The 13530-nt window shown below is 67.5% G+C and carries 13 protein-coding genes; 6 read left to right on the top strand and 7 right to left on the bottom strand.

Translation table 11 applies throughout. The annotated features are described in order from the left end of the window. Window positions 1–24 precede the first annotated feature (24 nt). Window positions 25–915 (top strand): PhzF family phenazine biosynthesis protein, encoded by an 891-nt coding sequence (locus AC1DIN_RS14840; RefSeq protein WP_476810323.1) that lies wholly within the window; start codon window positions 25–27, stop codon window positions 913–915. Here AC1DIN_RS14840 and AC1DIN_RS14845 read toward each other — a convergent pair. Together AC1DIN_RS14845 and AC1DIN_RS14850 are read right to left on the bottom strand one after the other, a co-directional pair. Then, a complete protein-coding gene (locus AC1DIN_RS14845; protein WP_476810324.1) occupies window positions 910–1266 on the bottom strand; it encodes an MmcQ/YjbR family DNA-binding protein in 357 nt (118 codons plus the stop codon). The genes AC1DIN_RS14840 and AC1DIN_RS14845 overlap by 6 nt on opposite strands. Before the next feature lie 7 nt (window positions 1267–1273). Further along, window positions 1274–2341: a malate/lactate/ureidoglycolate dehydrogenase gene (locus AC1DIN_RS14850; protein ID WP_476810325.1), complete on the bottom strand. Its 1068-nt coding sequence runs from the start codon at window positions 2339–2341 to the stop codon at window positions 1274–1276. Window positions 2342–2547: 206 nt separating this feature from the next. Here AC1DIN_RS14850 and AC1DIN_RS14855 point away from each other — a divergent pair, with 206 nt between their 5' ends. Next, window positions 2548–2937 (top strand): HesB/IscA family protein, encoded by a 390-nt coding sequence (locus AC1DIN_RS14855; RefSeq protein ID WP_441470947.1) that lies wholly within the window; start codon window positions 2548–2550, stop codon window positions 2935–2937. Between the two features lie 108 nt (window positions 2938–3045). On the opposite strand, the gene AC1DIN_RS14860 is transcribed toward AC1DIN_RS14855, so the two are convergent. Together AC1DIN_RS14860 and AC1DIN_RS14865 are read right to left on the bottom strand one after the other, a co-directional pair. Continuing rightward, a complete protein-coding gene (locus AC1DIN_RS14860) occupies window positions 3046–4104 on the bottom strand; it encodes a GGDEF domain-containing protein (RefSeq protein ID WP_441470948.1) in 1059 nt (352 codons plus the stop codon). A gap of 186 nt (window positions 4105–4290) precedes the next feature. Next, window positions 4291–5760 carry a DEAD/DEAH box helicase gene (locus AC1DIN_RS14865; protein WP_441470949.1) on the bottom strand — a complete coding sequence of 490 codons (1470 nt, stop codon included), beginning with the start codon at window positions 5758–5760 and terminating at the stop codon, window positions 4291–4293. A gap of 162 nt (window positions 5761–5922) precedes the next feature. Here AC1DIN_RS14865 and AC1DIN_RS14870 point away from each other — a divergent pair, with 162 nt between their 5' ends. Next, window positions 5923–6618, top strand: coding sequence for an alpha/beta fold hydrolase (locus tag AC1DIN_RS14870; protein ID WP_476810326.1), 696 nt, complete (start codon window positions 5923–5925; stop codon window positions 6616–6618). A gap of 2 nt (window positions 6619–6620) precedes the next feature. Here the strand turns inward: AC1DIN_RS14870 and AC1DIN_RS14875 are convergent, their stop codons facing one another. The 3 genes from AC1DIN_RS14875 to parE form a co-directional block, all read right to left on the bottom strand. Further along, on the bottom strand, window positions 6621–6881 hold the full coding sequence (locus AC1DIN_RS14875) for a hypothetical protein (protein ID WP_476810327.1): 261 nt from the start codon (window positions 6879–6881) through the stop codon (window positions 6621–6623). 71 nt (window positions 6882–6952) lie between these two features. Continuing rightward, window positions 6953–7924 carry a LysR family transcriptional regulator gene (locus tag AC1DIN_RS14880; protein ID WP_476810328.1) on the bottom strand — a complete coding sequence of 324 codons (972 nt, stop codon included), beginning with the start codon at window positions 7922–7924 and terminating at the stop codon, window positions 6953–6955. Window positions 7925–8083: 159 nt separating this feature from the next. Further along, entirely contained in the window at window positions 8084–10165 is a 2082-nt protein-coding gene (gene parE, locus AC1DIN_RS14885) for a DNA topoisomerase IV subunit B (RefSeq protein WP_476810329.1), read from the bottom strand. A 337-nt stretch (window positions 10166–10502) separates the two neighbouring features. On the opposite strand from parE, the gene AC1DIN_RS14890 reads away from it, so the two are divergent. The 3 genes from AC1DIN_RS14890 to AC1DIN_RS14900 all read left to right on the top strand — a co-directional run bounded on the left by AC1DIN_RS14890 (window position 10503) and on the right by AC1DIN_RS14900 (window position 13382). After that, the gene (locus AC1DIN_RS14890; protein ID WP_476810330.1) at window positions 10503–10703 is read left to right on the top strand and encodes a hypothetical protein; all 201 of its coding nucleotides are present in this window, start codon (window positions 10503–10505) and stop codon (window positions 10701–10703) included. A 71-nt stretch (window positions 10704–10774) separates the two neighbouring features. Next, complete coding sequence (locus AC1DIN_RS14895; RefSeq protein ID WP_476810331.1) at window positions 10775–11992, top strand: glycosyltransferase family 4 protein; 1218 nt, start codon at window positions 10775–10777, stop codon at window positions 11990–11992. 7 nt (window positions 11993–11999) lie between these two features. After that, the gene (locus tag AC1DIN_RS14900) at window positions 12000–13382 is read left to right on the top strand and encodes a hypothetical protein (protein ID WP_476810332.1); all 1383 of its coding nucleotides are present in this window, start codon (window positions 12000–12002) and stop codon (window positions 13380–13382) included. Window positions 13383–13530: the final 148 nt, after the last annotated feature.

Below are 13530 nucleotides of genomic sequence, written 5' to 3' on the forward strand. Positions count from 1 at the left end.
CTCAGCTGCCTTTCGGAGCCTGCCATGCCGAGCTTTCCCTTTGAGACCGTCGACGTCTTCACCGACGCGCCATTCGGCGGCAACCAGCTCGCCGTCTTCACCGATGCGCGCGGCCTCTCCGACACCCAGATGCAGGCGCTGGCGGCGGAGATGAACTATAGCGAGACGACCTTCGTTCTGCCGCCGGACGATCCGGCCAGCGACGCCAGGGTCAGGATCTTCACGCGTACGCATGAGATGCCTTTTGCCGGGCATCCGAATGTCGGCACGGCTTTCGTGCTCGCGCGCCACGGTCGCGACCGTGGCGGCGTGCTGCGCTTTGAGGAGATCGCCGGGCTGGTCGAGGTCAAGGTCGCGCGCGATGCCGCAGGCACGGTCACGGGGGCGACGATCGCCGCGCCCCAGCCCCTGACGAAAAGCATCGAGCTGCCGGCCGACGCGATCGCGGCCTGCGCGGGTCTGGCGCCGGCGGATATTGTGGTGACCAACCACCAGCCGGTTCGTGCCTCGGTCGGAGTCTTCTTCGTTCTCGCGGAAGTGACCGTGGAAGCGCTTTCCCGCGCCACGCCGGATCTGAGCCGCTTCCGGGCGGTGCGCGACGCTACGCCGGGGCTGGAGGGGCGCTTTTCGCTGTTCCTTTATGCGCGGGACGGCGCCGCCGATATCCGCGCGCGGATGTTCGCGCCGATCAGCGGCACATGGGAGGATCCGGCGACCGGCAGTGCCAGCGCCACGGTCGCAGCCCTGCTGCTCTCGCTCAGTGGCAAGAACGATGCGAGCTTCACGCTGACGCAGGGCGTCGAGATGGGCCGGCCCAGCCTTCTGCACCTGACCGCGCGCCGTGGCGAGGACGGCATCCGCGCCACCGTCGGCGGCTCCTGCGCGCAGATGTTCCGGGGGGAAGCGCTCCTATAGGCCGAGCTCGGCACGGGCACGTTTCGTCAGCCCGGCGGCGGCGAGGCGGTGGCTCTCGCGCAGATAGTCCTGCAAGGCATCGTCCGGCATGCTCTCGGCCGTGAGCCATTGGATCCATTTCATGCCGCGCGAGGCGAGGTAGGGCGCCGGCCGAAGGCCCGGCTGCTCCCTGAGGATGTCGAAGGTCATGGGCGAGCATTTGAAGCTCACGGCCATCTCGCCGTCTTCCTGCTGCCGGGCGATGGCGAAGACCTTCCCGCCGACCTTCCAGACATCGGCGCCGCCCCATTGCACGACATGGCTCGTCGCCGGCAGCGAGGCGCAGAAGGCATTGTAGGCCTCGGGCGACATGTCGGCCTCAGTAGCTCTCGGCGTCGATGCCGTGGCGTGCCGCGGCCGCCTTGATCTGTGACCAGGTCTCGTCGTCGAGCGGGATGCCCGCGGCGCCGCGCTCGGCCCGGACCTTGCGCTCCTTGTCGCCCGGCGCGAGCACTGGATTAGCCGGGTCCTGCGGCTTCGCCGCGCGCACGAAGGCGAGGTAGCTTTCGGTGCGGCTCTTGCGCAGCTCGGCATCCGGCTCCAGCCGGGCCGGATCGATGATCACGCCGAAGAGCGAGTTGATGATCCAGCTCTTCTGCGGCTTCTGGTCGATGCGGGCGGCGCCCATCAATCCGGCCGAGAGCAATTCGGCGATCAGCGAAAGGCCGGCGCCCTTGTGGTCGCCGAAGGGCAGCAGCGCGCCGAGCGGATGGTCCGGGCTGGCGAAGACATGCGCCGGATCGGTGGTCGGCCGGCCTTCGCCATCGATGATGTAGCCGGGTGGCACCTGCTCGCCTTTGTTGAGGGCGACGCGGGCCTTGCCATGGGCCATGCGGCTGGTGGCGAAATCGAGGATAAGCGGCTCGCCCCCGGGAACCGGGATGCCGATCGCATGCGGATTGGTGCCGAAGCGCGCCTCCTTGGCGGCATAGGGCGCGACGATGGGCGGGCGACCGGCGACATTGACCCAGAAGAGCGAGATCAGCCCGGCGGTTGCGGCGACCTCGGCATAGTGGCCGATCCGCCCGATATGATGCGAATCGAGCAGGTTCACGATGGCGACGCCGCCGGCCTTGGCCATCTCGATGGCGCGATCCACGGCGTTGCGAGCATTCGGCTGGCCGAGCGCGACCGCCCCGTCGATGATCAGGAAAGGCGCGGCGTCGACCCGGGCCTGCGGCTGCGATTTCGGGCTGAGATTGCCGTCAGACAGCGACTGGAAATAGAGCGGGATCATGCCGACCCCGTGGCTGTCATGGCCGCTCAGATTGGCGAGCACGAGATGGTCGGCGGTTTCCTGCGCCTCCGCTTCCGTCCAGCCGGCCTTCACCACCATATCGCGGACGAGGGCGCGCAGCGATTCGGGACGGTGCAGGCGATGAGGCATGGTTCTTCCGGGAGTTGGGCGGCCAGGCAGGATGAAACCGCCAGAGTGCATGCCCCGGGCGGATGCGCAATGCATCTGGCGATGGACGCAGGGCCGGGGATTGCATGGCGAGCTGCGTCCATCTCGACGCGAGCCGCCGCGATCCCTATGTTAGACATGCAATCTTGCTTCACCGGGCCTTGAACCCGGTCGAGGAGGGACGAGGAATGTTTTCGATACCGGGCCTCAAGGTCATTTCGCTGACCGACGCAGCGGCCGCCCGCATCCGTGAGATCATGGCGCAGTCGGCTGGCGGCGACATGCCGGCGCTCGGCCTGCGCGTCGGCGTCAAGAAGGGCGGCTGCGCCGGGATGGAGTACACCTTCGAAATCGCCCGCGCGGTCAACAAGGGCGACGATGTCGTGACCGAGAAGGACGCGACCGTGGTTGTCGACGCCAAGGCGGTGCTGTTCCTGCTGGGCACCGAGCTCGATTTCAAGACCGACCGCTTCTCCTCGACTTTCGTCTTCAACAATCCCAATCAGGTCTCGGCCTGTGGCTGCGGCGAGTCGGTCGAGATCAAGCCGCGCAGCGAAAGCGCGCTCACGGCTCCCTGAACGGTCGACGTGGCCGCGCTCAGGCGGCTGGGCGAGCAGAGCGCCGCCCTCAAGCGCTGGACACAGGGCTCGCGCGGGCGGCCGCCTGCGAGGCGGCCGCCGGACCGCTCAGGCCACGCGGCTCGTCGTCTCGAGCACGTCCTCGGTAACCGTGCGGTTGCGGCCGTCGCGCTTGGCCTGCATCAGCGCCTGATCGGCCCGATCGACCAGCGAGCCGGCGGTGTCGCCGCGGCGGTAGCTCGACACGCCGAGCGAGATGGTGATGCGGCCGAGATTCTCGCTGGTCGAGCGCTTGATCAACTCGCGGGTCAGCAATGCCTGCCGGACGGTCTCGGCGCCGAACTTGCCGGCGATCAGGTCGGCCTCGGGCAGGATGATAGCGAACTCCTCGCCGCCGAACCGGCTGATGACCGCCTTTTCCTTGAACTTGTCCTTCATCGTGCGGGCAACCAGGCGCAGAACCTGATCGCCGGTGAGATGGCCATGGGCGTCGTTGAAGCGCTTGAAGAAGTCGATATCGGCCATCACCAGCGCGAAGGGTTCGCGCCGCAGCGTCGCCTGATCGATCGACTTCTGCAGCATCTCCTCGAAATGCCTGCGATTGGCGAGCCCGGTCAGCGGGTCGGTCAGGGCTTCGGCGCGGGTCGATTCCAGCGCCTCGCGGAGGTTGCGGATCTCGTTGGAGCTGTTGCGCAACTCGGCTTCGAGCTGAGCCTTGCGCGTCACCTCTTCGCGGGTCGAGAGCACGAGCGCCTCGACCCACTCACGCAGCTTCTGCCGGTCCGTCATCGGCGGCACGTCTTCCGACATCGCCGTCAGGCGGCCGTGAAAGAGCTCGCTCGACCCCAGGGCCTTGTCGACCAGTTCCATCATGGCATCGATCTCGCCGAGGACCTGGAGGCTGGTGCGTTCGGCCTGACGGGAAAAGCGCTCCGTGCTGATGAAACGCTCGTAGAGGCTGTCGATGTCGGCAGCGGTGACCTTGCCGTCGTTGCCGGCGAGGATGGCGTTCATTGCCATGCTGACGGCCGGCATCTCGCCGCTGAGATGCGCGTACCAGACCTCGAAAGCGCGGGGATAGCTCGGCGAACCGTGGTGCCGCATAGCGGCGACGACGCGCTCGGCGAGATCGTTGGTGCGGGCGGAAACCGAAGCTTCGTCGTCCATGCCTTCGCCATTCCGATATGAAGCGGAATCGTGACCTTCGGCCACGTCAGCTTCGATTGATCCAATCGAAGCGGGACATCCTGTCCGTCTATACGGCGGCATGCGCCCGTCCGCTGCCGCGGTGTTCCCGCAGCAGCGACGATCAATCTAGTCAGACGACGTTAAAATCGGGTTGATGACGCAAGGTTATCCGACGCGGGCAGGACGCAGCAGAAAGGCCGGCACGTGATCGCCGAGTCCCTTGACCTGAGGCCCGTCATCCTCGTCGCGCGAGCGGGAATTCCGGCCGCGGCGCGTGCTGTCCTGCTCGCGACGCGCGACCGGCGCAGCCGAGACCTCGGCATCCGGCCTGACGGGCTGGCGGCGTCCGGCGTTGCGCGGGCTGTCCTCGGCTTTCTCGGCCGCTTGAGGGCGAACCGGTTCGGTGGCAGCACGTGAGCCGTGTTCCGGCCGCCCGCGTCCGCGCGCGGGGCGCTTGTCGTCACGGCGACCGCGCCGTTCCTCGCGCGGCTCGCCGGGAGGCAGATCGGCGACGCTGCCGCCTTCGAAGGCGATCGTCTGGCCGGTCAGCTTCTCGATCGCGGCGACGAGCTTTTCGTCATGGCGGGTAACGATGGTGAAGGAGGCGCCTTCGCGCCCGGCGCGGCCAGTACGGCCGATGCGGTGGACATAGTCCTCGGCATGGGTCGGCACGTCGAAGTTGAAGACGTGGCTGACGGCCGGGATGTCGAGGCCGCGCGCGGCGACATCGCTGGCGACGAGGATCGGATTCTCGCCGGTGCGGAAGGATTCGAGTGCCGCCATGCGGGCGTACTGGTCCATGTCGCCATGCAGGGCGACCGCCGGGAAGCCGTGGCGCAACAGCGATTTGTGCAGCGTCGCGACATCGCGCTTGCGGTTGCAGAAGACGATGGCGTTCTGCAGGTCGGTCGCGCCCTTGATCAGGCGACGCAGTGTCTCCCGCTTTTCGAAATCCTGCGAATTCGAGGCGATCAGGCGCTGGGTGATCGTCGTCGCCGCCGTCGCCGGGCGCGAAACCTCGACGCGGACCGGATTGTGCAGGAACTGCTCGGAGATGCGGGTGATCTCCGGCGGCATGGTCGCCGTGAAGAACAGCGTCTGCCGGGTGAAGGGCACGAGCTTGCAGATGCGCTCGATGTCCGGGATGAAGCCCATGTCGAGCATGCGGTCGGCTTCGTCGATGACAAGCAGCTCGACGCCGGTGAGCAGCAGCTTGCCGCGCTCGACATGATCGAGCAGGCGGCCGGGCGTCGCGATCAGCACATCGACGCCGCGCGTGATCTTGGCGTCCTGGTCGCCGAAGGAGACGCCGCCGATCAGCAGCGCCACCGAGAGCTTCTGGTTGACGCCGTAGCGGACGAAGTTTTCCTCGACCTGCGCAGCGAGCTCGCGGGTCGGCTCCAGGATCAGCGTGCGTGGCATCCGGGCACGGGCACGGCCGTTTTCCAGAATGGTGAGCATCGGCAGCGTGAACGCTGCGGTCTTGCCCGTGCCGGTCTGGGCGATGCCCAGAACGTCCTTGCGCGCAAGGACATGCGGAATGGCCTGGGCCTGGATGGGGGTCGGCGTGCTATAGCCTGCGGCCGTGACAGCCGTCAGAACCTTTTCGCTCAAGCCGAGTTCGGCAAATGACATCGCTTATGGCGCTTCTTCAGGGTCGGTGAAACGCGGTGGGGCGACCTGCTCGACCACCGCGTTGGCGCGACAACACTTCCTGCGCGCCTTCGGACCCGTGTGGAATGCAAAGAAAACGCGGCAAAGTCAATCATCTAACCTTGAAAGGACTGCTTTAGCCCCATGAAGGAACCGCTTGTCCTCGTTCCCGGGCTAAGCGCCAACGCCTCGCTCTATGCGCCGCAATGGCCCGCGCTTGCCGATGGACGCCCGATCCTGGTCGCCGAACACAGCTTGGACGACACGCTTTCAGGCATCGCGCAACGCCTTCTGGCGGCAGCGCCGGCCCGCTTTGCGCTCTGCGGCCTGTCGATGGGCGGCTATGTCGCCTTCGAGGTCCTGCGGCAGGCCCCGGAGCGCGTGGCGCGCCTTGCCTTGCTCGGCACCACCGCCAAGCCGGCAACGCCGGAAACCAATGTTCCGCGCGAGCAGATGATCGCGTTGACGGAAAAAGGTGCCTTCGACAACGTTACGACCCTGCTCTGGCAGAAGCTCGTGGCGCCGGCGCGGCTCACCGACGAGCCGCTGCGGTTGCTCGTGCGGCAGATGGCGGAGGATGTCGGTGCGGACGGCTTCATTCGGCAGCAGCGGGCGATCATGCAGCGGCCGGACTCGCGGCCGGCGCTGGCCAGCTCAACCTGTCCGGTACTGGTTCTCGTCGGCGAGAAGGACGAAATCACACCTCCCGCGGAGGCCCGCGAAATGGCCGCGCTGGTCGGCGGGCGCGGGCGACTGGCCATTATTCCGGGCAGCGGGCATCTCTCGACGCTGGAGGCGTCCGACGGGGTCACCGCGGAGCTGCTGCGCTGGCTCGACTGAGCTCAGCGGGGCAGGGCGCAGGGGTCGAGGCGGGTGTCGTTGGCCGCCTTCGTAATCGAGCCGGTGGTCAGCGGATCGACCGGCTGGCGCTTGGAGACGGCGAGGCTGACAGCCGCCATCCGCTCCTTGTCCAGCGGCACGGTACGGCTCGACATGAAGTTGGCGGCGATCACCGACAGGAAGGCGATGGCCGCGCCGGCCTTGGCGACATCGGCGACCACCGTGCCGCGGTCGTTCTTCCAGAACAGTTCGATCAGGCGCATGGCGCACTCTCCGCGTCTCGTGACCTCACGAGCACCCCAGACGACCTTACGGAAGAGCCGTAAAAGCTTGGTTAGCCGGTTCTTGCTGGAAATCGCTCGATCTGAGTGATCTCAACCGGCTTGATCGCATCTCCGGCCAGGAGCGACCGCTGGTCGCGGAAGAGCTTGCGCAACGCGCCGAGCACGGCGATGACGCCGGGCCGGCTGCGCGAGATATCGTGCGAGACCAGATAGATGTCGTCGCCGGTCAGCTCCGGTGGCGGCTCCAGCCGACGCAATGTCGAATCCGCATCGCCCATGAAGCAGGGCGCCATCGAGAGGGCGCCAGCCGAGCGGATGCTCTCGTAGCGGGCCGCCGAGTCGCCGACGCGCGCGGCAATCGGCCTGCCGGCGGCATAGGTCATGATGTAGTCGTCGATCCGGGACGAGGTTTCGCGGTTGACCGAGATGATCGGGGCGGTGGCGGGGTCGACGTCGTGCCGGACATAAAGCGCCTGCATCAGACGGCCGAGCTTCTGCGTGTAATGCCCCGGCTCGATCGGCACCTTGCTCATGCGCAGCGCGATATCGGCCTCGCCGCGGGCAAGATCGAGCCGGCTGCGCGTGCTGATGATGACGATCTCGACGCCGCCGGCCGCGGCCGAGAGCGCGGTCGCATGCATGGTCAGAAGGAGGCTGATCGACGTCGTCGCGGTGACGCGCACCGGAGCATTGGCACGCGGTTTCGCCGCCTCCGCGCGGATCGCGAAGCGGCGGGCCGCAGCCTCGATCTCACCGGCCTCGGCCGCAAGCTCCAGTCCAATCACTGTCGGGACGAGGCGATTGGCCTCGCGCGCGAAGAGCTGGAGGCCAAGGTCGCGCTCGAGCGCCTTGAGGCGGCGCGTAACAGTGGCCTCGCTCAGCCCGAGCTGCGCCGCCGCCACGGCCATCGACCCGCCGACGGCAATGGCGTGGAAGATCCGGATGTCGTCCCAGGAGGCGCGCCCGGCGGCTGCCGCCAGATCGCCGTCGCGTCGAGATGGAGATGGAGCAGGCTCGGCCATAGCGTCAGCGGCCAGTCGCCCGCCGCGGTCCGGCGCTTGTCGTCATGACGTTCTGTAGAGAGGGGCGGGTTCGGCATGTGCGAACCCTGCCTGCAACGGCAGCGTTGGACAGCCCGGCGGCTGTGAAGCCCAGCCCCTCAGAATTGCGGGGCTCGTTCCTCACAGGTCGATCAGCTCCCCGGCGAAGGCGGCGCGTTCCTGGATGAAGGTGAAGCGTGCTTCCGGCTTGTTGCCCATCAGCCGCTCGACCGTATCCGAGGTTTCCTCCTTCGCCTCATGGTCCACCATGACCTTGAGCAGAATGCGCTTGGCTGGGTCCATGGTGGTTTCCTTGAGCTGCTGCGGCATCATCTCGCCCAGGCCCTTGAAGCGTGAGATCTCCGGCTTCTTGCCCTTGAATGCGGTCTCCAGCAGTTCGTCCTTATGAGCGTCGTCGCGGGCGTAGATGCTCTTGCCGCCATGCTGCAGCCGGTAGAGCGGCGGCACGGCGAGATAGAGATGCCCCTTCTCGATCAGCCGCGGCATCTGCCGCCAGAAGAAGGTGACGAGCAGCGACGCGATGTGGGCGCCGTCGACATCGGCGTCCGTCATCACGATGACCTTGTCATAGCGGAGATCGTCCTCGCGGAACTGCGTGCCGATACCGCAGCCGAGCGCCAGGATCAGGTCGGCGAGCTGCTGGTTGGCATTAAGTTTCTCGCGTGTCGCATTGGCAACATTGAGGATTTTTCCGCGCAGGGGCAGAATCGCCTGATTCGCGCGGTTGCGCGCCTGCTTGGCCGAGCCGCCGGCCGAGTCGCCCTCGACGATGAAGAGCTCCGATCCGGCCGCGCCGGCATTAGAGCAGTCGGCGAGCTTGCCGGGCAGGCGCAGCTTGCGTGTCGCGGTCTTGCGCGAGACCTCCTTTTCGAGGCGCCGGCGCAAGCGCTCCTCGGCACGATCCACCGACCAGTCGAGCAGGCGCAGCGCTTGCTGCGGGGCGGCGGCGAGCCAATGATCGAACGCGTCGCGCACCGCGCCCTCGACGATGCGGGAGGCTTCCAGCGTCGCCAGCTTGTCCTTGGTCTGGCCCTGGAATTCCGGCTCGCGGATGAAGACCGAAAGCATGGCCGCGCATGTCGCCATCACATCGTCGGAGGTGACCTGCGCCATGCGCTTCGACTGGCCGATGCGTTCGGCATGGTCGCGCAAGCCGCGCAGCAGGGCGATGCGCAGGCCCTGCTCATGGGTGCCGCCATCAGGCGTCGGAATGGTGTTGCAGTAGGAGGAGGAGAAGCCGTCCTCGCCGGTCGCGAGCCAGGCCACGGCCCATTCGAGCGAGCCATGGCTGCCTTCCTTGGTGATCTTGCCCGAGAAGATCGGCTCGGCGACCAGGTCCTTGCCCTCGATCTCGCGGCCGAGATAGTCGCGCAAGCCGCCGGGGAAGCGGAACACGGCCTCCGCCGCGACATCGCCTTCCGGCTTCAGCAGCGACGGCGCACAGGTCCAGCGAATCTCGACGCCGCCGAAGAGATAGGCCTTCGAGCGCGCCATGCGGAACAGGCGGGCCGGGGAGAAATGCGCGCCTTCGCCGAAGATCTGTGCATCGGGATGGAAGCGCACCTTGGTGCCGCGCCGGTTGGCGACCGGGCCGACCGTCTCCAGCGGTCCCTGCGGCAGGCCGCGCGAGAAGATCTGGCGATAGAGCGTCTTGCCGCGCGCAACCTCGACCTCGAGCCGGTCGGACAGCGCATTGACGACGGAGACGCCGACGCCGTGCAGGCCGCCCGAAGTCTCATAGGCCTTGGAGTCGAATTTTCCGCCGGCATGCAGCGTCGTCATGATGACTTCGATCGCCGACTTGCCGGGGAATTTCGGATGCGGATCGACCGGGATGCCGCGGCCGTTATCGGTGACGGCAATCGAGCCGTCCTCGAACAATTCGACATCGATGAAGGTGGCATGGCCCGCCACCGCTTCGTCCATGGCGTTGTCGATCACCTCGGCGAAGAGGTGGTGCAGCGCGCGCTCGTCGGTGCCGCCGATATACATGCCGGGCCGGCGCCGGACCGGCTCCAGTCCCTCCAGCACTTCGATGGCTGAGGCGTCATAGCCGGCCTCGGAAAGCGTGCCGTTGCGCGGCGCAGCGCCGGAACCGGCCGGCGCCTTCGGAGCTGCGGCCGGCGAGCGCGCTTCCGGCTTGGGATCAACCGCGCGAGGCCGCTCCGGCTCCCCGCCGAAAAGATCGCCGTTCTCGTCCATCACTGCCTGATGTTTCCTGATTCGTTCCGCCCAATCCTAGTGCATGAAGGACGGATTGTGCGACTTGGTTATTTGATCCGGCATTCGATCAGGCTCGGTTGCGGCGCCGGGCGCCGCGCCTAAGCCGATCTGCTTATAGACAGCTCCCCGACACATCGAAACTCTCTCGTTGGAGCCATGCACCGGTCGTCATCTGCGTGTGACGTTGCCGTGGCAGAAGAGCACCGGAACCGAGGCATTCAGCCTGCGTTAACCATCGCCACCGAGGATCGGTGTCACGATCGGGCCTATGCGGAGAATCGCAATGCGCTATGATCGGGCTGGGAGGGAGAAGACCGTGGCGTCGCGTCAGTCAGTGCCGGTGAAGGGCATCGCGGGTCTGCAGCGCACGGCGCGCCTCGCGGGGGAATGCTTCGGCCATGAGGATGTCGTCGGCGGCTCCCTTTCAGCGGCGCCCGAAAGCGCTTTATCGCGCTGGCTGTGGTGGGTCGCAGCGATCGCCGCAGCGACCGGGCTCGCCGCCCTCCATTTCTACTGATCGCTCGGACGGCCTGCGCGGAAATATCAACCTTTTGGCCCTACCCCTGACGGCGGAGGGGCTTTCCGCACATGCGTTGCGTCATCGTCAGCGATTTTGGTTCGGTCAATGGCGGCGCGGCGAAGGTTGCGATCGAAAGCGCGCGTGGCCTCGCGGAGGCCGGCGTCCGGATCGTCTTCGCCTGCATGATCGGTCCCCTCTCCGAGCGGCTGCAGCACCCGAATATCGAGGTGGCACTGTTCGAGGGCGAAGAGGTCTGGAAGGTCGGCAGCCGGCTCGCCGCCGCCCGGCAGGGTATCTGGAACGCAAAGGCGCATGAGGCGCTCGGCGCCCTGCTGCGCCGGCAGCCGCCCGGGGAAACGCTCGTCCACCTGCATCAATGGACCAAGGCGTTCAGCCCGGCCGCCATCGCCGCCGCCGGTGAGAGCGGCTTGCCGGTCGCCATCACCATGCACGACTATTTCTCGTTCTGTCCGGTCGGCGGCTATTTCGACTTCCGCGCCGGCAGACCTTGCCACCGCCAGCCGCTGTCGGCGTCCTGCATCGGCAGGAATTGTGATCGCGCCTCCTATGGCCACAAGCTCGTCCGGGTGGCGCGCCAATGGCGCTCGGACGCGGCGCTGCATCGACTGCGCGCGCCGCTCTTCATCCATGTCAGCCCCTTTGCCCGCAGCTTCGCCGAGCCCTTCCTGCCGAAGAATGCCCGCCACATCGTCGTCGAGAACATGATGGAGGCGCAGAAGCGCGCGCCAACCGATGTCGCGGCCAACCGCCACGCACTCTTCCTCGGGCGCTTCACGCAGGAAAAGGCGGCCGATCTTCTGGCTGAAGCGGTGGTTGTCGCGGGAATGCCGGTGCGCTTTGTCGGCGAGGGGCCGATGGAGACAGAGATCCGGCGCCTCAACCCGGCGGCGGAGGTGCGGGGCTGGGTTCCGGCCGACGCCGTGTTCGATGAGATCGAGCAGGCGCGCTGCCTCGTCCTGCCGTCGCTCTGGTACGAACCCGGGCCGCTCGTGATCGCCGAGGCGCGCTCGCGCGGCGTGCCGGTCATCCTCGCCCGCACGACCGGCCCGGCGAGCTGGGTCCGCGACGGTGAGGATGGGCTTCTGGTCGAGGGAGGCGATGTCGCCGGTCTGGCCAAAGCGCTGGCGACATTGCGCGACGACGATATCGCGACCCGCATGGGCGCCGCCGCCTATCGCAACTACTGGGCCGAGCCGCTGACTCTCGGACGGCATGTCAGACGGTCGATGGCGGGCTATGAAGCCCTGCTGGCACAGGCGGCGTGAGGGCGGCATGGCGAAGCTCGGTGCGCTCGCAGCCTATCTCTACCAGGCGGCCTTCGCTTTCGGGCTGCTGATCGTTCTCTCGCATCTGCTGCCGGCCGGCGACTATGCCGCCTATTCGCTGTTCGCCTCGATCGCGCAGTTCGGAGCGATCGCCTTCTTCGAATGGGTGCGCTTCGCCTGTAGCCGCTTCTATCCCGGCCCGGACGCAGCGAGCGAAGCGGCGGAGCGCGGCACGATCACCCTTGAGTTCGTCATAAGCGCCGCGCTCTGTGTCGTTGCCGGGCTTGCCGCGATGACATGGGGCGCATCGGCCTGGACCGGGCTGGCAGGGGCGGGCGCGGCGATCATGATCGCCGCAGGAGAACTGCACCTGACCATGCTGCGCTTCCGCGGCGCCTTCAGCCTGTTCTCGCGGCTGCAGAGTCTGCGCGCCTCGCTGATCGGGGCCGCGACCGTCGGCGGAGCCCTCGTCTCGGCCGATTTCATCCATGTCGTCATGGGCGTCCTGCTCGGCAACGCCCTGTATTGCCTCATCGCCTTCATTGCCGCGCGCCATGTGCTGGGTTGGTCCCTGCGGGCCGATATCGGCGCCGCGCGGCGTCATCTCGCCTATGGCGGGGTCTCGGCCGGCGCCTCCATCGCAGGGCTGCTGGGACCCCTCGGCCTGAAGGCGATCCTGGTCTCCGCCTTCGGCGCCACGCCCGCCGCCGGCGCGCTGCTGGCGCTCGACCTGCTGCAGCGCCCCTTCATCCTGATCGTGTCCTCCCTGCAGGCGATCCGCTATCCCGACCTCGTCGCGCTTTATGATCGCTCGGGCGCCGGGGGCGCCCTTCGGCAGGAGCTCGGGCGCTACTACGCGCTGCTCGCAAGCCTGACGCTGGTCGGCGGCGCATTGCTGCTGGCCGTGATGCAAGGGGCGGCCGAGCTCGTCGTCCCGCGCGACCTGCAGGCGGCATTCCTGCGGACGGCGCCGGCTTTCACGCTGATGGCGCTGATCCGCGCGCTGGTGCAGGCGCTGCTGCCGACGCCGGCGCATCTGCTGCGGCGCCTGCTTGCCATCGCCGGCCTCGCAGCCCTGGATTGTGCGTTGATGTGTGCCGGTGCCCTGTTTGCGATGTGGCTGGCGCCCGGAGGCGACGCCGTCATCGCCATCGGCGCCGCCCTGGGCGCGGGGCTTGCGATGCTGACGGCCCTGCCGCTGCTGAGGCTCTTGCCCTTCGAGATGCCCTGGCGCCCGGTCGTGCTGGCGATCCTCGCTCTGGTCGCGGCCCAGCTTATCGCGACAGGGATGTCCGGAAACGTCCTGCTGTCGACGGTGGCGGGTCTCGCCGCTGTCCTGCTTCTGGGCGCAGCGCCGATGCTGACCGCCTTCCGCTGGGCGATCCGATAGACCTCGAACTCCGCCGGGCTTTCGAACGAGGGGACGTGCGTTCCCGGGTGAGGGCGTTTGCGTGAAGCGGGCGCCCGGCTCTCATTCGGCAAGCGCCAACGAAAAACCGGGGCGTTGCCGCCCCGGCTTCCCGGCTGGCCGCGGGTCC

It is taken from the genome of Allobosea sp. 05T438 (genome assembly GCF_056396025.1).